This window comes from Methylobacterium sp. Leaf94, from assembly GCF_001426045.1.
Lineage (GTDB): Bacteria > Pseudomonadota > Alphaproteobacteria > Rhizobiales > Beijerinckiaceae > Methylobacterium.
The window spans coordinates 20,141-39,762 of record NZ_LMRM01000020.1 but is presented as its reverse complement, the minus strand read 5'-3'; the positions used below and the strand labels follow the sequence as shown (position 1 = coordinate 39,762).

The following is a 19,622-nucleotide window of genomic DNA, read 5'->3' as shown; positions in this document are numbered from 1 at the left end:
GAGCAGCCATCGCATCCTCCTCAGGCTCCAAACCCAGGAATGAATCACGACCGAGATGCCGACGCTACCCCGCGTAAGTCCTGCTCAGCGAGGCTTGGTATAACATGACCGATGCGGAGGTCCGGAAGGGACGATGGGTGTGGCGGGAAATGCGGCATACATCGCCGACCGTATTGTCATCGCACGCGCGACCTACACCCTGAGGGATGCGGGCTTGTCTTGCTGCCCCGCGAGGTGGGATGACATGGCGAAGCGGTCCTTTGGATCGTCCATCGTCGTGGTGCCGTCAATCCCGTTCGCTGCGAGCGCATCGTAGGGCAGCCAGCCGCTGAAGGGCTCCAGGGCGTTCGGCTCGGCCGGGCGGTACCAGCGCCAGACCTGACGCGTCGCGCTCGGGGAGTACCAGCGGCCGGGGAGGCCTTCCGCAAGAATCGGGCCTAGGGTCAGGTGGTTGAGCCAAATCCGGTTGACGGTCTGCGGGGCCGTCTGCATCGGGCACCAGGTCGGCGGCATCGGAGATCTCCTGCGAGACGATCGGGTGGGCTGAAACGGGCGCGGGGGCCAGGACTTGGCGTCCGGCCCCCGCGGCTCTTTCTTCGGCGCTTCAGTTGGGCTGTCAGGCCGCGACGATACGGGGGGCTGGCTTAGTCTCGTCGGAGACAGCGAGCGCCTGCGCCACCACGCGCTTACGCCAGGGCTTTAGTACCGCGATGGCGAGGAGCGAGGCGAGGATGTTGGCGCCGGCGGCGACCAGGAAGACGCCGTCCCAGCTGTTGGTCGCCTGCTGCAGATAGTTCGCTACCGGAACCAGGAGCGCGGCGGTGCCTTTCGCGGTGTAGAGCAGGCCCGCATTGGTCGCAGCGAACTTCGTGCCGAAGGTATCTGTGCAGGTCGAGGGGAAGAGGGAGTAGATCTCGCCCCAGGCGAAGAACACGAAGCCGGAGAGCAGCACGAACCACAGGGGGTCATGGCCCCAGAGGTAGAGCATGTAGATGCCGAAGCCTTCCATGGCGAAGGCGACGAACATGGTATTCTCGCGGCCAATCTTATCCGAGACCCAGCCGAAGAACGGGCGGGTCAAGCCATTGAGTACGCGGTCGATGGTGGCTGCGAAGGTGATGGCGACCATGGTGATGCCCATGATCGTGACCGGCACCTTGTCGACGCCGATATCGGCAGCGATGGGCTTGAGGTTGGCGGTGATCATCAAGCCGCCTGCGCCCACGATAACGAACATGAAGTACATCAGCCAAAAGATCGGCTGCCGAGCGACCTCACCGGGGGTGTAGTTGCGCCGGGTCTGGATGACGTTGGTGTTCGCGACGGCGTCCGGAACTTGCCCCTTCTTCGGCGAGGTGAAAAAGAAAGCCAACACAGCGACCACGAGGCCCTGGCCGATGCCGAAGTTGAAGAACGCCGCCTGGAAGCCATGATCGGCGATCATCCACTGGATCGGCGCGACGGTGAGGGCTGAGCCGGCACCGAACCCTGCGGCGATGATGCCGGCGGCGAGACCACGCTTGTCCGGGAACCACTTCAGGGCGCTGCCGACACAGGTGCCATAGACCGCGCCCGCGCCGATGCCGGCGACGACTTGGCCAAGATAGAACATGTTCAGGGTGCTGGCATAGGAGTTGATCACCCAGCCGATCCCGCAAAGGAGACCACCGAATAGGACCACGACCCGTGGGCCGTACTTGTCGACGAACCAGCCTTCGACCGGAACGAGCCAAGTCTCAAACAACACGAACAGGGTGAATGCCCATTGGATCGCGGCGCGATCAAACCCGAATTTTTTTTGAATGTCGGGGACGAAGAATGTCCAGCCGTATTGCAGATTGGCGATCATCACCATGCAGATGACGCCGATGACGAGCTGACCCCATCGATAACTGTCGGATACGTGCTCGGTTGTGGTTTCCACCCTCGACATGGCTTTTCCTCCGGTAGGCTCTTGATGAAACGAGATACGCGATCGGCTCTTCGTCCGATGCTGAGCGTAGGGGCCGTTGACCGCCGGACTTATCGCCGGCTTGGTATGTGGAATACCAGCCTCTCTCTCTGCGAACCAATCGTCAAGAGTTGGTTGCCGAGAAATCGATCCCGCACTGCAGCGTGGCGGCCAAATGCTGGTAGTTTCGCTCCATCCGCGAGATCGCTCTTAGTGTTTCCAGGCGGTCGATCTGCTTGCTTTGCACGGGCACCAGCGATCTGAGCGCAGACGATATTTGAATCCCGGCGATACCTCAGCGTGTCGTCTCGTCGAAACGCAAGAATCCTTATTCGACGATACCCAGATGCCGGATAAGCTTATGTGCAGAGGAAGTTACCTCGCCGCCTAATGCGCGATAGTGCCGGTCGAAGCACATACTGGCGGCGCATCCGCACGTGAGCACTGTGTGATGTCCCAATCGTTTTAGTTGCGGTCCTGCACTGGGGACGGGTGCGCGATGACGCAGTGCAGCAAGCAGATAGGCGAAAACTGTTGTTTGCCATCCAGGCGGGGAAGATTCTTCAAAGCCGGTTCGCGAGTTTGAAACGACAAAGCAGCAGATCTGTCTCTCATTTCGGCATGATATTTCGCCCCACTCATTGACAGAAAATATTTTGTATACCAGGCTCGCGAGTGGAAAATGCCATAAGATTAGAGGAGCGGTGCCATGAGCGCGCGCCAGAAGCTTGGCAGTGAAGCCTCCCGCGTGCGCTATATTCGTATGGATCGGTCTGTGCGGGAAGCAATTCGGCTTCTAGCCGCTCCAGACGTTGATGCGCTAATTGTCGTTGACGGCCCATGCGACGACACTGGTTCATTTATCGGAATACTGAGCGATCGTGAGATCTTTCGCGTAATGGCCAGTGAGGGCCTGGAGACGCTCGACAGCTTGGTTTGGATGCTGACTACGCCGGAGTTCGTCTCCGCCGACGTTCGGACGCCGCTCGCCGATCGGTTGCAACTGTTTTGCGCACATAAAACCAACCATATCGCGATCATGAATGGAATGTGCCTTCATTCGATTCAGAGCATCTGGGATTGTGTTGTAGATGCGTCACACGCTTCGACTGTATAATCGCAGCGTCCGAGGTGGGGTCGGACCCGATCCCCTTGGTGATGTTCATGAATTACACAGATTGATACAAAATCGTGCGATGCAAAAGCAGTTGGATTGATCGCAGATCCTTCAACAATGCACAGAACTTGACGCTTGATGCGTTTAAATACACATTTTTAAGCTCGCTCGACGACGGGTAGGGCAAGGCTGGCGTTTGCATGCCGGCGCGCATCACCGCTCGGCGCCTCTGCAATCTGCCATCGTCGGTGGTGAAGAAGATAAAGGAGTGATCCCCATGCGTTTCCTGGCAATCCTTGACTGCCCGGTAATCTTCAGCGGCGAGAACAGCTACGGGATGACCAGTATCGACATGTGTCCCTCGACTGGTATCACGAACGGCCTGATCAGTCGCCACGTCAAGGTGATTGACGGTCGCCTGATCGCTGTCTGCATTTGGACAGGCGAGGTACTCTGTCGCGAGTATTTCGATGCGGCGTGGTACCAGAAAGCTGGGGAGCTTTGGGGAGAAGAGTATCAGCTTCGCCTGGAGGTCATTGAGGAACCGCAGGCCGTTTGAGCACCCGCGGTGGATTGGGGTCTGGGCTCGAATCTCGTGCGTTCGGACCATCACAGAATGCAAAGTCTACTGGCATGACCATCCATGCCTTGGCGAGTCCGGCAAGCGACGGCGCCGATCCGGACTGTTACGGGCCCTGGAGCCCGGGTATCGAGTCGAGCCTTCCGCGCGCGCTCCTGCCCTTAGCTACCGTTTTCCGCGAGGAAAACGTCGAGACCTCCCTCAACGATGCCTATGAGTTGAGCGATGTCAGTGGTCTGCCATTGACATCGCTTGTCTGCTTCCGGCCTGAGCGACTGGTGGTCCACGAAGTTTTGATCCGCGTCATGGCTGATCTTTCCGTTCCGGTCGGCCAGACGTACGGCGATCTCGGGGTAAATTTTCGTGCCATCGTCTCTGCCATCCTGAACGAGGGTATTGCCGAACATGGCAGAGAGATCGCCGCGCGACATGCGGAGATCCGGGTCGCAGCCGCGGAACTTCTCGATGGCCAGATCGACAAAATATTGGGCGAGTACCTTCACACCGCCGAGGGGTGGCCACCGCGCGGTGCTCTCTGGCGTCGTTTCTGGCCTCACCGCACCGGACGGAAAAGCTCAAAACCTTCCGGCTCTGCTTGCGTTGGCCGGGACCCTATACATCAGGTCTGGCATCACCTTGACGCCTGGCATGCGCGGGTCGCCGCGGCAGAGGATGCTCTCGCCGTGGCGGCCTGCGCCGCGCTGCGTTGCGTCGTCGAGAGTCTGATCGGTCGACGTGGCTTTCTCATCCGTGACCCGTCACTGCTCGGAAGGCTTGCCGTCACGCTCGTGTCGAACGGCTATGGTAGTCTTGCCCTCGGCGCGCTGATCGAGCCCTGGATGCAGGCAGTGGTGGCGAAGCGCGGTTACGTGCGCCTTAAGCCGCAGGACACTCCTGTCATCCTGAACGTGAAGGGCTCGTCCGCCTCAGGCAAGAGTACCATCCGTCCCTATCAGCGCGCTCTGGTCGAGACCCTGGGATTGAATTGGTCCGACTTCGCCCTCATCACGCCTGATGTCTGGCGTAAGTTCCTGTTGGATTACGACAGTCTCGGGTCAGCGCGGCGCTATGCCGGGCCGTTGACAGGACACGAGGTCGAGATCATTGACCGCAAGCTCGATGGCTACATGGCGCGGAAAGCTGAGGCTGGCCGGATCTCCCATCTCGTCATCGACCGCTTCCGCTTTGACAGTTTTGCAGTCAATCCCGGTACCGAACTTGGGAGCCAGCTCCTCACGCGCTTCGGGCGCCAAGTCTACATGCAGTTCATGATCACGCCGCCGGATGCCACTGTCGAGCGGGCTTGGAAACGTGGCGAACAGTTCGGTCGCTACAAGGCGGTGGAAGACCTACTGGCGCACAATGTCGAAGCTTACACAGGCATGCCACGGTTGTTTTTTACCTGGGTGTTGCGGCCGGACAAGGAGGTGCATTTCGAGTTCCTGGACAACGGTGTAGCCGAGGGTTGCCTTCCGCGGACCGTCGCTTTTGGTGCGAATGGCGTAATGAACATTCTTGACGTCCAGGTCTTGCTCGACATCGATCGGTATCAGGCCATCAATATTCAGGCCCGCAATCCCGAGGCGGTCTATCGCGGCGTTCCACCCCGGGATGCGCCAGGAGAGATGCGTTTCCTGCGCGATTGCCTGCGCCGGATGACCACCATTCGCTTTGCCGATCACGCCACAGGCCGCGTCCTCGCGCGCCTCGACAGCGGGTGCCTTACCAGTCTCGTGCCGACGTTGGCTGAAGCCGACCCGGTCGTTCACCGAGTCCTGACAGGCCTTGGGGTCATCAGGCAAGCGGAAGCAAATGCAGGATCCAGTGAAGCTCTGCAGGTGAGTGGAGCGTGCACCCTCGGAGCCTGGGGCGAGAAAACAACGCTGAGGCGTTTGACCTGAGAGCAGATACGATGGTGCGGATTGAGCGAAAGATCTTTGACCACCACTGTGAATTTGCGATGCAACAGGAAATGTTGCGCCACTATATGTTTTCGAAACACTGTCCGTGCTCGCATCCTTTCTTGTCACGATCCTCGTCCATATGGCTCTGTAGGTCGGACGCGTGATCAAGGTCGCTGACTGGCTGTCACAAGACGGAGGTTCCGTCGAAAGACACAATGAAGTCGTCGTCGGAAACAGAAACGCCGTTTTGCTGTTCACGGTTGAGATGGATAAATGATCCTCCTCAAAGGAAGCGCGGCGTCGAGGGATCGAGGCCGCGCAAGTTGGGAGAAGAGAGGTCGAGTTGAGGGGACTGCCTATTCAGCGGCGATCCTCTGGACGACGCCGATGGCCCCGGACTCGGCAATCTCAAGACGTTCGGCTTCAGAGTATCCGAGGACCTGGGTCAAAATCTCTTCGGTGTGCTCGCCCAACAGCGGAGATCGCGTGATCTCGGTATTGCTGGCCGAGAGTCGGATGGGGTTGCCCACAGTGAGGTACTTGCCACGGGTGGGGTGATCGACCTCTACGACCGTACCGGATTTACGCAGGGACTCGTCCTCCGCGATCTCCTTCATGGAGAGGATCGGCCCGCATGGCACATGCAGCGCATTGAGAATCTCCATCGCCTCGAACTTGGTCTTCGACATCGTCCAAGATTCGATGCGGGTGAAGATCTCGTTCAGGTGCGGCAGGCGAGCCTTCGGTGTGGCATAGTCGGGATGTGTCGCCCAGGCGGGTTCGCCGATGACGTCGCAGATCTGCGACCAGACCGCGCCCTGGGTGATGAAGTAGATGTAGGCGTTCGGGTCGGTCTCCCAACCTCTGCACTTGAGGATCCGGCCCGGCTGGCCGCCCCCGGAATCATTGCCGGCGCGCGGCACCGAGTCGCCGAACGGAATGCCTTCGCCGAACTGGCTGTATTCCCGCAGGGGGCCACGCTCTAGGCGTTGCTGGTCGCGCAGTTTGACCCGGCAGAGGTTGAGCACCCCGTCCTGCATGGCGCAGTCGACCCGCTGGCCGAGGTCGGTCTGGGTGCGGTGGTACAGAGCGGTGACGATGCCCAGTGCCAAGTGGAGGCCGGTGCCGGAATCACCGATCTGCGCGCCGGTCACCATCGGGATGTCGGTGCGGAACCCCGTGGTCGATGCAGCGCCGCCGACGCATTGCGCCACGTTCTCATAGACCTTGCAGTTCTCGTAGGCGCCGGGGCCGAACCCCTTCACCGAGGCGAGGATCATGCGTGGGTTGGCGGCGTGGATCGCCTCCCAGGTCAGGCCCATCCGGGCGAGCGCGCCGGGAGCGAAGTTCTCGACCAGGACATCGCACTCGCCGATCAGGCGCCACAGCACCTCGATGCCCTTCGGATTCTTGGTGTCGAGGGTGATCGAACGCTTGTTGTGGTTCAGCATCGTGAAATAGAGGCTGTCTACATCCGGAATGTCTTGGAGCTGCTGGCGCGTCGCATCGCCTACGCCCGGCCGCTCGACCTTGATCACGTCGGCACCGAACCAGGCTAGCAACTGCGTGCAGGTCGGGCCCGACTGGACGTGCGTGAAGTCGAGGATTTTGACGCCTTCGAGGGCTTTCATGGCACAGGCTCACCTATCCGGGAGACGTCAGCACGGGCATCCGTTCGGGCGACGGCGGGTGGAGGATGCTCTCCTGCAGCACGGTGCCGATACCACGATCTTCGGAGCATGCGAGACGGCCCACCGGGAGGCCGTCTGCGCGTGTCGTGTCCCCGGAGACGGAGTTCGTCTCCGGGGAGGGCAAGGTCTCGCGCCTCAGGCGGTTTTCTTGCGGACCACCGTGCTCGTCGGGTTCAGGCTTCCGATGTTGCCGCTCTCGGTGCCGGCGCTCGGGTCAATCATCGCATTGATCAGGGTGGGCTTGCCCGAGTCCATCGCGGCGTTGACGGCCTGGGAGAGTTCGTCCGGGGTTGTGACGTGGACGCCGATGCCGCCGAAGGCCTCCATCATCTTGTCGTAGCGCGAGTCCTTTACGAACACCGTGGTGCCTGGATCGCGGCCGGTAGGGTCGGTGTCCGTGCCGCGATAGATGCCGTTGTTGTTGAAGACCACGATGCAGACCGGCAGGTCGTACCGGCAGATCGTCTCGACCTCCATTCCGGAGAAGCCGAAAGCGCTGTCGCCCTCCACCGCCAGGACCGGCTTGCCGGTCTCGACGGCGGCAGCCACGGCGAACCCCATGCCGATGCCCATGATGCCCCAGGTGCCGACGTCCAGGCGCTTGCGCGGCTGATACATGTCGATGATACCGCGGGCGAGATCGAGGGTGTTGGCGCCCTCGTTGACGAGGATCGCGTCGGGCCGCTCCTTGATGATGGTCCGGAGTGCGCCTAGCGCTCCGTGGAAGTCCATCGGAGCCGAGTTCTTCTTCAGCTTCGAGGCCATCTTGGCGAGGTTCTCCTCCTTCTTGATCCGGATCGCGTCGGTCCAGGCCGTCGGGGGCGCCTGCCAGTTCTGGCCCATGCCGTCGAGGAGGGCGGTGACGCAGGAGCCGATGTCGCCGACCACCGGGGCAACGATCTCGACGTTCGAATCCATTTCCTTCGGCTCGATGTCGATCTGGATGAACTTCTTCGAGCCCGGGGCGCCCCAGGTCTTGCCCTTGCCGTGCGAGAGCAGCCAGTTCAGGCGCGCGCCGACCAGGAGGACCACGTCGGCTTCCTTGAGGACGAGGGAGCGTGCCGCACCGGCCGATTGCGGATGGGTGTCGGGGAGGAGGCCTTTGGCCATGCTCATCGGCACATAGGGGATGCCGCTGCGCTCGACGAGGTTGCGGATCTCCTCGTCGGCCTGGGCGTATGCGGCTCCCTTGCCGAGGACGATGAGCGGACGCTTGGCGCTCTTGAGCACGTCGAGGGCACGGGTGATGGCTGCCGGGGCCGGTAGCTGCGCGGGGGCCGCGTCGATTACCTTGACCAGTGACTTGGTGCCCGCCTCGGCATCCATGACTTGGCTGAACAGCTTAGCGGGCAGGTCGAGGTAGACGCCACCCGGACGGCCGGAAACCGCGGCGCGGATGGCGCGGGCGACCGCGATGCCGATATCGCAGGCGTGCAGCACGCGGAATGCGGCCTTGCACAGGGGTTTGGCGATAGCGAGTTGGTCCATCTCCTCGTAGTCGCCCTGCTGCAGGTCGACGATCTCGCGCTCGGAGGAGCCCGAGATCAGGATCATCGGGAAGCAGTTCGTGGTCGCGTTGGCCAGCGCCGTCAGGCCGTTGAGGAAGCCCGGCGCGGAAACGGTGAGGCAGATACCGGGCTTCTTGGTGAGGAAGCCCGCGATCGCGGCGGCGTTTCCGGCGTGTTGCTCATGGCGGAAGGAGATGACGCGCATACCGGCGGCCTGCGCGAGGCGGCCGAGATCCGTGATCGGAATGCCGGGCACGCCATAGATGTTGGTGATGCCGTTGAGCTTCAGGGCATCGATGACGAGGTGGAAGCCGTCGATCTGCTCGCCCGCATGATCGGACGTGACACCAACGCCGGTGGCGACGTCATGGACGGCCTGCGGGGATTTGGAGCCAGCGGTTCTATCCATCATGTTTCCTCCAGTTGGGGCGCTTCTTGTTGGGTGGCGCGCTATTTTTGAGTGTCTTCGAACGTTTGAGGTGGGCGTCGGACTTAAATTTAATCCGGAATGATCGGAGTTTTCGGCCGAGGCATCAGTCAGATCGCAACGATCTCTGCGGCTCACAGTCGAATTGCTCGACAACTCATATAGCCATGAGGCGTATAATCGTGAGTAAATCAGTCTTCAGCCGATCGATCACTTCGCATAATTGTACGCTGGGCGATGATCCGGTTCGAGGATTGTGTTAGGTGCAGTGCTGTCAATCGCGACCGGCCGGTTGTCAGTCCAAGAATGGTGGCATACCAAATACCAAGTGTCAAACCGGATCTGACCGGATCGCTTGCGCCCGGGATCGGTCATCAGCGGCAGCACCTCCGAGGCGGCCCCCGAATGGGAAAATCATTGCTTCCGGGAATACGAGCAACCGTTCGTCGTCACGCCTTGGTGAGTCGACGTAGCTATGTTGTTGTTGCAGGGGGGATATTCAGATCGTGTCCCGGCTCAATCGCCAAGGTTTCCTTGTGTTCCGGAAGCGGGTTCGGCATGTTCCTAATCAAATTGACGTCGCGTCAGCGTCCTAGCGATCGTTCCAGGTGTAAGCATGGTTGAGTCCACGACCTTTCAGATCAAGCCGCTCGCCGCGACGTCGAGCTTGCGTGCGCTTGCCTACGATGCGCTGAAGGAAGCCATCACCAACATGAACATCTACAGCCAGCGCGACGAGGTCCGGCTCGACGAGCGCAAGCTGTCTCAGGATCTCGGCGTCAGCCGCACCCCGGTCCGCGAAGCCCTCACGGTCCTGGAGCAGGAGGGATTCGTCCGGTTCGAAGCACGTCGTGGTGTCTTCGTGATCAAGAAGTCGAAGAAGGAGATCGTGGCGATGATCCAGGCTTGGTCGGCCCTGGAGAGCATGGCTGCCCGGCTCGCTTGTGAGCACGCCACCGACGAGCAACTTGGCTGCCTGCGTATTCATTTCCCCGAATTCTACGAGGGGCGCCCGACCGATCACATGGACGAGTACTCGGATGCGAACATCCGGTTCCATCAGAAGATCATTTCGCTCGGCGGCTGCGAGGTGATCAAAGACATCACCAGCAACCTGTTGATGCATGTTCGCGGAATCCGGAACACGGCCCTGCGCCAGGGCGACCGGGCGGCGAACTCAATCAAGGAGCATGTCGAGATCATTCAGGCCCTGGAAGCACGGGATGCGGAGCGCGCCGAACGTCTCGTGCGCGAGCACGGCCTGGGCCTCGCCCGCCACGTCGAGAAGTACGGAGACTACCTCGACTGAATGCGTCGGGACGGTGGTCCCGCGGACGGCGGTTCCTCAGTAGCTCGGGACCAGCCGTTCCTCCGGCAGCGGCGCTTCCATGTGGAAGCGCAGTCCGCTCTCTGCATAGTCGATGGTTACGGCGGCGTTGCACTGCTGTGCCAGAACCCGCTGAAGCAGAGTCGAGCCGAAGCCCTTGCGCTGCGGTGGTGTCACCACCGGCCCTCCTGACTCCGTCCAGTCGAGGGTCAGGCGCTGTCCGGCCTCACCCGCCACGACATCCCATCTGACAAAGATCCGGCCACCCGGTTCGGAGAGGGCTCCGTGCTTGGCCGCGTTCGTGGTCAGTTCATGGAACGCCATCCCGGTCGGGACGGCGAGGTCGGCCGCCAACTCGATCATCGGTCCCTGGAGGCGGATGCGCTGGCTCTTGGCGTCATTGTAAGGGCTCAGCTCGTTCTCAAGCAGCTCGTGCAGTGGGGCCGTCTGCCAATAATCCTCCGTGAGGAGTGTGTGGGTCTTGCCCAGGGAGACGATCCGGTTGGAGAACGATTGGTAGAACGTCTCGACATCGTGGGTGGACCGCGCAGTCGCGCCGAGCAGGCCCTGTACCGTGGCGAGGGTGTTCTTCACACGATGATGAAGCTCTCGAATCAGCAGGGCTTGGCGCTCATGAGTCTTCTGGCGCTCGTCCAGATGGGCCGCTACCTCCCACTGCCGGCGCCGGGCGCGCAGGGCCGAACGCACTGCGTTGGCGAGTACCGCCGGATGGAACGGCCGCTCTAGCAAGGTCACGTTGCCGAGCAGGCCGTTCAAGCGTTCGTCGGGTGAGGCGCCGCGATGACTGAGCAGGATAAAGGGAAAGTCGGACCAGGGGGGCTGGCGCTCCGACCATTCGGCGATCGCCCGTCGGTCTGAGCGCAGGAGCGCCTCTTCGGTGATCACCGCGCAGGCCGCGACATCGAGGTCTGCCACAAGGTCCGCCAAGTTCGCCTTGATCCGTGAATCGATGCCGACCTCAGCCAGAATCGCTGCAGCGATGCGCGCGTCCCGTCCGCTCGGGGCCAGGATCAGCGCGATGGGATCAGGCTGCGCCATGGGAGCCGGTTTGACTATCGGTGATCTGTGCCGACGCAACGGGCCGGTCATCAAGAAGATCGGCGTGCTTCCCCTCGAAGGTTGGCACGCCGGTGAGCACACCGCGGAAATCCTCGAGCACGGCCCCCACCCGGAGCCCCTGCGAATCGATTCTGAACTCTCGGATGGTATTCTCGTGCGGGCCGGTGCGCTTCTTCAGCACCGAGAGGGCGCGGCGTACGTGGCCGCCCGCTTCAAAGAAGCGGAGCATCACCACCGTGTCGCTGACATAAGTGAGATCGACCGGCGCCTCCATCCGCCCCACCATCCCGTGCTGGGCCAGCACTAGGATCGTCACCACGCCCTGCTGGTTCAGGTAAGTCGTCATCTCGTGCATCTGCAGCACCAGGTGCGGCTGCCCGCTCATGGCGCTCATGTAGCCCGTGAGGCTGTCGATCACTACGACGCGCGCCCCATCGGTCTCGACCGCATCGCGGATCCGCCCGGCAAAATCGCCCGCCGAGATATCGGCCGGGTCCATCTGTTCGATCCGCAGGCGTCCGGATTGGATGTGGGGGCCGATCGCGAAGCCGATTCCCGTAGCCCTCCGCTCGAGGATGCCGGAGGTCTCGTCGAAGCTGATGATCAGCCCATGTTCGCCGCGATCGAGGGCGGCCATCAGGTAACCGAGCGCCAGGGTCGACTTGCCGGCGCCCGAAGGGCCGATGATGAGGTTCGTGGTACCCCGGTCCAGGCCGCCGCCGAGGACCGCGTCCAGCTCAGGAACCCCGCAGGCGACCGTCCCAGGCTCGAACTCGGCATGGTGATCGGCGGCCACGAGGCGAGGGAAGATCCGAACCCCACCCCGCTTCAGCACGAAGTCGTGGTAGCCACTCTCGTAGGGGGTGCCGCGCATCTTGATGATGTGGAGCCGGCGGCGCGCAGCGCCGTAGGTCGGCGTCACTTGTTCCAGGCGCAGGACCGCGTGGCTGATCGAGTGCAGGTTGAGGTCGTCATCTTCGGAGCTCAGATCGTCGAGCATCAGCACGGTGGCGTTGTTGAGCAGGAAATAGCTCTTAAGCGCCAACACCTGCCGCCGGTAGCGAAGGGAGCCCTGCGACAGCAAGCGGATCTCCGACAGGCTGTCGAACACCACCCGGACCGGGTTCACGCGCTCGATCTCGGCCAGCGCCATCCGGACCGTTTCGCCGAGTTCGAGGTCGGACGAGTGGATGAGGGTCTGCTGCTGCTCCGAATCCAGGCTGAGCTCCGGCGGCACCAATTCGTAGATCTCGACGCCGTCCAGGGACCAGCCATGGCGCTCGGCCACCGAGAGGAGTTCGCGCCGGCTCTCCGAGAGGGTGATGTAGAGGCCCCGCTCGCCCCGATTTACACCGTCGAGGAGAAATTGCAGTCCGAGGGTGGTCTTGCCACTACCCGGCCGCCCCTCGATGAGATGAGCCCGCTGGGCCGCATAGCCGCCGTGGAGAATCTCGTCGAGGCCTGGCACGCCGGTCGGGATCGGCGCGGCGTCGCCGGCGACGGGGGTCTGCATGGATGAATCCGCAACGTGAAAATCGGATCCACCATAGGTGGGGGACCCCTCGGCGTCGCCGGTATTTATGCCACACCGCCGGGGTATGCGCCTCGCCGAGCGCCCGCCGTGCCCTCCGTGCAGGACGAGTTCGGCCTCCGGTCATCGCCGCCGAAGGTTGCCCTTTGCAGAACCGCGAGGGCACCGTATCAGGGCCGGCCCTTGCCGCGCGGCCGCGAGATACTGCCCGCCTCGCATCTGTCCTTTCGAGCTACCGGAGTGCGGAGCCCCGATGCGCGAACCGAACGCGGTGGATTTCTGGCGGGGGCTGGCCCTCGTCACGATCTTCGTGAATCACATTCCCGGCAACACTTTCGAGCGCTACACCTATTCGCAGTACAGCATCTCAGATGCCGCTGAGCTGTTCGTCTTCCTAGCCGGCTGGTCGATCGGAATCGCCACGCGCAATCGTGATGGGAGCCCCGAGCCGCGGCTGAAGACCGTGCTGCGGCTGATGTCGCGCACCATCGAAGTCTACCGCGCTCAGATCACCACGATGGCCCTCGCCCTTGGCATGATTGCCGGCACGGCCCTTGTGCTCGACAACCCGTTGCTGCTCGAATGGCACAATGCTGGAGGCTTCTTCGCCGATCCGATCCAAACCATGGTCGGCTTCGTGCTGTTGACGCACCAACTGGGCTTCTTCAACATCCTGCCGCTCTACGTCGTGCTCCTCGGCATCGCACCCGTCTTCGTGCTGATCGGGCGCGTGAGCCGGAGCGCTGCCCTCCTCTTGTCCTTCGCGCTCTATGCCTCAAGCCTGGTGTTCGAGTGGAACCTGCCGTCCTGGCCGGGGGAGGGCGATTGGTTCTTCGATCCGCTGTGCTGGCAGCTTCTCCTCGTTCTCGGCTTCATCATGCAGGACTGGAGTCGGACCTCCCCCTGGCTGAAGCGCTGGTCGCGTCGCCTCGTCCCGGTGGGAGTGGTCATCGTTCTCACCGGTATCGTCCTGTCGGTGCTCGATCTCAGGCCGGATCCGCTCCTCGTTCCCGATCCACGCCTCGTCTTCACCTTTGACAAGACCTACTTGTCCCCGGCGCGGGTGATCCACTTCCTAGGCGTGCTCCTCGCCTTCCAGACGCTCTACGGATTCCTCGCCCCGCGACTCGGATGGATCACGGCCTTCCTCGCCAGTCTGGGGCGAAATTCGCTGGCAGTCTTCTCTGTCGGCTCCCTGCTCAGCCTGGCCGCGCAACTCATACGGTTCTGGGCCGGCGGCGGTGTCGTTGTCGACGTTTTCGTCGTAGGGTCTGGCCTATTCGTACTGGGTTTCACCGCATGGTTCGTCGAATGGCGCTCCCGAAAGCCGCGGGTCTCCTCGCCTTGAGCCTGGCCCTCCTCTGCCCCCTCGGCGGAGGCAGCGCCCGGGCGCAGGAGCCGGCGCCCCATCAAGAGCCCGCGAAGGTGGGAGGTCCGCCGCCGACCGTGGTGTCGCCTCCGAGCGTCGCCGCCGGTCAGGGGCCGGATGCAGAGGCCGTCGACGTGACCCTCTCGCCGGAATGCCGGGTGCCGGGCTCGAAGCTTTATACCCTGGCCCGCCTCGGCGCGGTGAAGGCGGCCCTCAAGGAAAAACGCCCGGTCCGCGTGCTCGCCATCGGCGCCTCGACGATGGGACTCGGGTCCTCCGCCACGTATCCGGTCAAGCTGGAGACCGCCCTCGAGCGCTCCCTACCGGATGTCGACGTGGTCGTGGAGAGCCGGGGTTTGCAAGGCGAGATCGCGTCGGGGGCAGGCGAGCGCCTGCGCAGCATGGTTGCGGAAGTGGAGCCCGACCTCGTCATCTGGCAGGTCGGCTCCCACGATGCCCTCGCCCGGGTCGATCTTGATGCCTTCGGCACGGCCCTCGACGAGACCGTGCAATGGATCAAGGGGCATGAGATCGACGTTGTACTGGTCAGCCCGGTTTATACCGCGAGTCTCGCCTCGGACGACTATTACACCAGCCTCGTGCGCAAGGTGCAGGAGGTCGCCCTGCGGGAGGGCGTGCCCCTGGTGCAGCGCTACGAAGCGATGCGCTACCTCGCTCGCCGCAACGACAAGGGCGAGGGACATCTCCTGGGCAGCCAGTTTCGACTGAACGATCTCGGTCTGCGCTGCATGGCCGAGCACGTCACCCGCGCGATCACCCTGTCGCTGCTCCAGCCGGATCCGGCCTCGACGGGCAGCGCCGGGCGACCCGCCCTGACGTTGGCGCCGCCGAAGGAATCCGCTGGGACCAAGCTACCAGCGACGGCGCCCGCCGGGCCCTGAACCAAAGCCTTAACCGCTCGGCTTAACCGCGCCGCAATGGCGTAGGCCCTACACCGGTGTCGATCGGGCGGGGGCCATTCGGTGAGCACAGCGACGGATAGGATCGGAGCCGCCGGCGCGTGGAGCGCGTTGACGCGTCTGCGCGGTGGTGCCGCCGGGGCGGCGATCCACGTCTTCGCGATCCGCATCGGCGCCGCCGGCTTCGCCTATGTCGGGCAGGTGCTGATGGCGCGCCTGATGGGCGGCACCGAGTACGGAATCTTCGCAGCGATCTGGGTCTGGATCGCGATCCTCGGTCATTCGGCCACCCTCGGCCTGTCGCAGGGCGCCTGCCGGTTCATTCCGGCGGATCAGGCCCGGGGCGACCTGGCTGCCGTCCGCGCCTACCTCGTCGGCGGCACGACCGTGACCCTGGCGAGCGCAATGGCCGTCTCCCTCGGGGGGCTTGCCCTGGTCTGGGTCGAGGGCTCCCTGCTGGAGGGGCCCTATGCCGCCCCGCTCCTCGTGGCGGCGTTGGTGCTGCCGCTCTTCGCGCTTCAGGATTACTGCGAGGGCGTGGCCCGCGGTCAGAACTGGGCCGTGCTCGCCATCGCGCCCCCGTACCTGCTGCGGCAGGGTCTGATCATGGCCGCCATGCTGGCGGCCGTGGGATTCGGCGCCCCGGCGGAGGCGCGCGTCGCCGTCCTGTGCACCCTCGTGGCGACCGGGATCGCAGTGTCGATCCAGGCGGCCCTGCTGCTGCGGCGCCTTCAGGCGATCCTGCCCACCGGACCGCGCCGCTATGCCTGGCGGCGCTGGTTCCGCGCCTGCCTGCCGATCGCGGGCAGCGACCTCGCCACGTCCGCTTCGAGCTTCATCGACGTCGTCGTGCTGAGCCTGCTCGCCCCACCGGCCACGGTGGGGCTGTACTTCGCTGCGACGCGGATCCAGCAATTCGTGGTCTTCGTCCATTTCGCCGCCACCGCCGCCACGGCGCAACGCTTCACCGCAGCCCATGCGGCCGGGGATCGGGGGCGGCTCGCCGATCTGATCGCCCTGCAGGCGCGTCTCACCCTCGCGGCCACCACGCTCATCGGGATCGCCGTCCTCGCGGCCGCGCCCCTCCTGTTAGGCCTGTTCGGCTCCGAATTCCGGGACAGCCTGCCCATCCTCGCCGTCCTCGTTGCCGGGAGTGTCGCCGCCAGCGCCTTCGGTCCGGGTGAGGACCTGCTCAACATGCTCGGCGGAGAGCGCCTGGCCGCCGGCGTCGCCGTCGGCATCCTGGGTCTGGCCGGCGGCCTCTGCCTCATACTGGTCCCGGTGTTCGGGGTGATCGGCGCCGCCCTGGCGATGGCGCTCGCGACCGTGGTCCGAGCCGCCGCCATGGCCTGGGCGGCCCATGCGGTGCATGGCCTGGTCACGCCGGTCCGGATCGGTCTGTTCGGGAGACGGGGTCGATGAGTGCCGCTCATGCCCGGCGGGTTGCGCCGGCCTATACCCACGCGATCACGTCGCTCGCGTCTCTCGGGCGGGAGGCGGCGGCTTGGGACGACCTTTCGGTCCGGGCGGGGAGGGCGCATCCCTTCTTCGGTCGGCACGTGATGCAAGCCCATCTGGCGAGCGGCCTGGCGTCGTCGGACATGGGCGTCGTCGTCGTGCACGGGCCGGAGCGCCTGGAGGCGGTTCTGCCGTTTCGCCGCTCCTACGATATCTGCGGACTCGGACGATCCGTGCTGCTGCCGTTCGCGTCGCCCTTCATCACCGCGTCCGCGCCGCTGGTGGCAGAGGGCCCGGACAGGTCCGCGATCCTGAGGGCCCTGGTCGAGGGCCTTGCCGCCGCTTCCGGCGGACGGGCGTGGCGCTGGCCGCTGCTCTCGGTCGAGGCGGCACCGGGCCGCGACCTGATGGCCGCGATGGCGGAGGCCGGCTGGGATCTCGGCGAGGTGGCGCGGTTCGCCCGTCCGGTCCTCGACAGGCGCCCCGATCACGCCGCCTTCCTCGACGGGCATCCGCATCCCTCGCGGCTGAAGGATCTGCGACGCCGGCAGCGCCGCCTCGCCGAGGGCGGTGTGGTGAGCCTTCAGACCGTGACGCAGGGACCGGCTCTCGCCCGGGCGGTGGAGGGTTTCCTCGACGTCGAGGCCGCCGGATGGAAGGGAGCCGCCGGCACCGCCATGGCCTGCCGCCCGGCGCATGCCGCCTTCGCCCGCGCGCTGTTCCGGGCCGAGGGAGGCCCCGTGGGCATCCGGGCCGACACCCTGAGCCGGGATGGGACGACCCTGGCCGTCAGCCTCGCGCTGGTGGCGGGCGGCACCGCCTACCTCTTGAAGACCGCCTATGACGAGACCGCCCGCGCCTTCGCGCCGGGCCTCGTCCTGGAGGCCGAGATCGTGCGGGCGCTGCATGCGGAGGGGTTCGCCGACCGCCTCGATTCCGCGACCCTGGCCGGTTCGGCCCTGGAGAGCCTCTACCGCGAGCGCGACACCGTCGCGGAGATCGTCGCCGTGCCGGAGAGGGCGCGCGGGCTGATCGGGCTGGAGCGGCGCCTCCGCCTCGCCCGCTTCGAGGAGACGGCCCGGGGCGAGGCGCGGCGGCTGCTTCGGCGCTGAGGGCGCGGGGCTCGGCGCAGAGCGGGGATTGTGACGTCCTGGCGAGTCCGTGCTACTGCGCCGCCTCGGCATGCCAGACAGGACCTACCATGCGCCGTCCCCTCTATGCCCTCACCGGAGCCTTGATCCTCGCCATGACTGCATCCGCATCCGCCGAGACCGTCACCACCCCCTCGGGCCTCCAGTACCGTGACGAGGTCGTGGGCACCGGCCCCGAGCCGAAGGCCGGCCAGAAGGTCAGCGTCCACTACACGGGCTGGCTCGACGACGGTGGCAAGCCGGGCAAGAAGTTCGATTCCTCGCGGGATCGCGGCACGCCCTTCACCTTCACCCTCGGCGCCGGGCAGGTCATCGCCGGCTGGGACACGGGCGTCGCCACGATGAAGGTCGGCGGCAAGCGCACGCTGATCATCCCGCCCGACCAGGGCTACGGCCCGCGCGGCGCCGGCGGCGTGATCCCGCCCAACGCGACCCTGATCTTCGACGTCGAGCTTCTCGGCGCCCGCTAGTATACCACGCCGGTCGCGTCGAGGTCGCGCGACCGGCGGCCCCGCGCCGCCTCAGGCGGCGGTGTCGGGTCGGGACTCCGGGTGCGCCTCGGGCGCGACCGGCCGGTAGACCAGGCCGACCTCGCCGGACAGGCGCGCGACGAAGGTGATGCCGGCGGCCTCCAGCGCGTTCCGGATGGCGGCGCGCGTCCGCGGCCGCAGCACGGCGCCCCCGCTCTCCTCGAATCGCTTGATGCTGGAGCCCGAGACCTCCGCGGCCGCCGCGAGGTCCGGGATCGACCAGTTCAGCATCGCCCGGGCGCTCCGGATCAGCGGCCCGGACATGTCGGCCAGCGCCAGGGCCGGGGGCTGGGTCATCATGCTGGCCGTGCTGGTCATGTCGATGACGAGGCCGATCCATTCCCGGACCGAGCGGTCGGGGTTGAGCACCGGGACGGCCCGGCTGCTGACCCAGCGGTAATGCCCGTCGGCGCGGCGCAGGCGGTAATTGGCTTCGTAGGGTTCGTGCCGGCGGAAGGCCGTCGCCCAGGCGCTGGCCGCGCGCTCCCGGTCCTCGGGATGGATCGCCGAGACCCAGCCGCCGGCATGCCACTCCTCCGGGGTCTGACCCGTCAGGGCGCACCAGCTCGGGGATGGTTGACGGACCCCGTCCGGGCTCATCAGCCAGACCACGGCCGCGATCGCCTGGACGAGGCCCTCGTAGCGCGCCTGATTGCGCAGGACTGATTGCGTGGTCTCGTGCCGGCTGGTGACGTCCAGGATCAGGCCGTCGGCCCGCACCGGACGGGCATCCGTCCCCAGCACCACGTTCCCCCTGAACTCGACCCAGCGCACGGTCCGATCCGGCCGAACGATCCGAAAGCCGCGATCGACCGGGATCCCGGTGCGCAGCGCGGCCGAGACCTCGTCGAAGATCGGGCTGTCCTCGGGATGGACCAGGGCGCGCAGCGCCTCCATCCGGGTGGTCTGCTGCGACAGGCCGGTGAGCCGCACGACGCCGTCCGACAGCGAGAGCACGCCCGAGCGGAGGTCGATGGACCAGAGCCCGATCTGGGCCAGCTCCTCGACCAGCCGGAGAATCTGGGCCAGCGAGGCGGGAACGGGCTGGCGCGGCTCCTCCCTCGGCACGGAAATTCCG

16 protein-coding genes are annotated in these 19,622 nt (G+C 64.7%); 9 read left to right on the top strand and 7 right to left on the bottom strand.

Features of this window, described 5'->3' with window-relative positions; translation table 11 throughout:
• Nucleotides 1–192 precede the first annotated feature (192 nt).
• The gene (locus ASG63_RS12530) at nt 193–513 is read right to left on the bottom strand and encodes a hypothetical protein (protein WP_056216565.1); all 321 of its coding nucleotides are present in this window, start codon (nt 511–513) and stop codon (nt 193–195) included.
• A 103-nt stretch (nt 514–616) separates the two neighbouring features.
• Nucleotides 617–1,933: an oxalate/formate MFS antiporter gene (gene oxlT, locus ASG63_RS12525; protein ID WP_056216563.1), complete on the bottom strand. Its 1,317-nt coding sequence runs from the start codon at nt 1,931–1,933 to the stop codon at nt 617–619.
• Nucleotides 1,934–2,660: 727 nt separating this feature from the next.
• Here oxlT and ASG63_RS12520 point away from each other — a divergent pair.
• The 3 genes from ASG63_RS12520 to ASG63_RS12510 all read left to right on the top strand — a co-directional run bounded on the left by ASG63_RS12520 (nt 2,661) and on the right by ASG63_RS12510 (nt 5,549).
• The gene (locus ASG63_RS12520) at nt 2,661–3,068 is read left to right on the top strand and encodes a CBS domain-containing protein (RefSeq protein ID WP_056216561.1); all 408 of its coding nucleotides are present in this window, start codon (nt 2,661–2,663) and stop codon (nt 3,066–3,068) included.
• Between the two features lie 277 nt (nt 3,069–3,345).
• Nucleotides 3,346–3,627, top strand: a complete 282-nt coding sequence (locus ASG63_RS12515) for a hypothetical protein (RefSeq protein ID WP_056216559.1) — start codon at nt 3,346–3,348, stop codon at nt 3,625–3,627.
• A 74-nt stretch (nt 3,628–3,701) separates the two neighbouring features.
• On the top strand, nt 3,702–5,549 hold the full coding sequence (locus ASG63_RS12510) for a hypothetical protein (protein WP_082559290.1): 1,848 nt from the start codon (nt 3,702–3,704) through the stop codon (nt 5,547–5,549).
• Nucleotides 5,550–5,908: 359 nt separating this feature from the next.
• Here the strand turns inward: ASG63_RS12510 and frc are convergent, their stop codons facing one another.
• A complete protein-coding gene (gene frc, locus ASG63_RS12505; RefSeq protein ID WP_056216557.1) occupies nt 5,909–7,183 on the bottom strand; it encodes a formyl-CoA transferase in 1,275 nt (424 codons plus the stop codon).
• A 195-nt stretch (nt 7,184–7,378) separates the two neighbouring features.
• Entirely contained in the window at nt 7,379–9,163 is a 1,785-nt protein-coding gene (oxc, locus tag ASG63_RS12500) for an oxalyl-CoA decarboxylase (protein ID WP_244479891.1), read from the bottom strand.
• Between the two features lie 631 nt (nt 9,164–9,794).
• Here oxc and ASG63_RS12495 point away from each other — a divergent pair.
• Nucleotides 9,795–10,487, top strand: coding sequence for a GntR family transcriptional regulator (locus ASG63_RS12495; RefSeq protein ID WP_056216554.1), 693 nt, complete (start codon nt 9,795–9,797; stop codon nt 10,485–10,487).
• A 36-nt stretch (nt 10,488–10,523) separates the two neighbouring features.
• On the opposite strand, the gene ASG63_RS12490 is transcribed toward ASG63_RS12495, so the two are convergent.
• Nucleotides 10,524–11,564: a sensor histidine kinase gene (locus ASG63_RS12490; RefSeq protein ID WP_056216552.1), complete on the bottom strand. Its 1,041-nt coding sequence runs from the start codon at nt 11,562–11,564 to the stop codon at nt 10,524–10,526.
• Nucleotides 11,551–13,098, bottom strand: a complete 1,548-nt coding sequence (locus ASG63_RS12485; protein ID WP_056216550.1) for an ATPase domain-containing protein — start codon at nt 13,096–13,098, stop codon at nt 11,551–11,553. The genes ASG63_RS12490 and ASG63_RS12485 overlap by 14 nt, the downstream gene beginning before the upstream one ends.
• A gap of 271 nt (nt 13,099–13,369) precedes the next feature.
• Between ASG63_RS12485 and ASG63_RS12480 the strand changes: the two genes are divergently transcribed.
• The 5 genes from ASG63_RS12480 to ASG63_RS12460 all read left to right on the top strand — a co-directional run bounded on the left by ASG63_RS12480 (nt 13,370) and on the right by ASG63_RS12460 (nt 18,484).
• Nucleotides 13,370–14,464: an OpgC family protein gene (locus tag ASG63_RS12480; RefSeq protein WP_056216548.1), complete on the top strand. Its 1,095-nt coding sequence runs from the start codon at nt 13,370–13,372 to the stop codon at nt 14,462–14,464.
• Nucleotides 14,428–15,387: an SGNH/GDSL hydrolase family protein gene (locus ASG63_RS12475; RefSeq protein ID WP_056216546.1), complete on the top strand. Its 960-nt coding sequence runs from the start codon at nt 14,428–14,430 to the stop codon at nt 15,385–15,387. The genes ASG63_RS12480 and ASG63_RS12475 overlap by 37 nt, the downstream gene beginning before the upstream one ends.
• Before the next feature lie 129 nt (nt 15,388–15,516).
• Nucleotides 15,517–16,827, top strand: coding sequence for a lipopolysaccharide biosynthesis protein (locus tag ASG63_RS12470; RefSeq protein ID WP_244472782.1), 1,311 nt, complete (start codon nt 15,517–15,519; stop codon nt 16,825–16,827).
• A complete protein-coding gene (locus tag ASG63_RS12465; RefSeq protein ID WP_056216542.1) occupies nt 16,824–17,975 on the top strand; it encodes a GNAT family N-acetyltransferase in 1,152 nt (383 codons plus the stop codon). The genes ASG63_RS12470 and ASG63_RS12465 overlap by 4 nt, the downstream gene beginning before the upstream one ends.
• Nucleotides 17,976–18,064: 89 nt before the next feature.
• Entirely contained in the window at nt 18,065–18,484 is a 420-nt protein-coding gene (locus tag ASG63_RS12460; RefSeq protein ID WP_056216539.1) for an FKBP-type peptidyl-prolyl cis-trans isomerase, read from the top strand.
• A 51-nt stretch (nt 18,485–18,535) separates the two neighbouring features.
• Here the strand turns inward: ASG63_RS12460 and ASG63_RS12455 are convergent, their stop codons facing one another.
• Nucleotides 18,536–19,612, bottom strand: a complete 1,077-nt coding sequence (locus ASG63_RS12455; protein WP_056216537.1) for a PAS domain-containing protein — start codon at nt 19,610–19,612, stop codon at nt 18,536–18,538.
• Between the last annotated feature and the right edge of the window lie 10 nt (nt 19,613–19,622).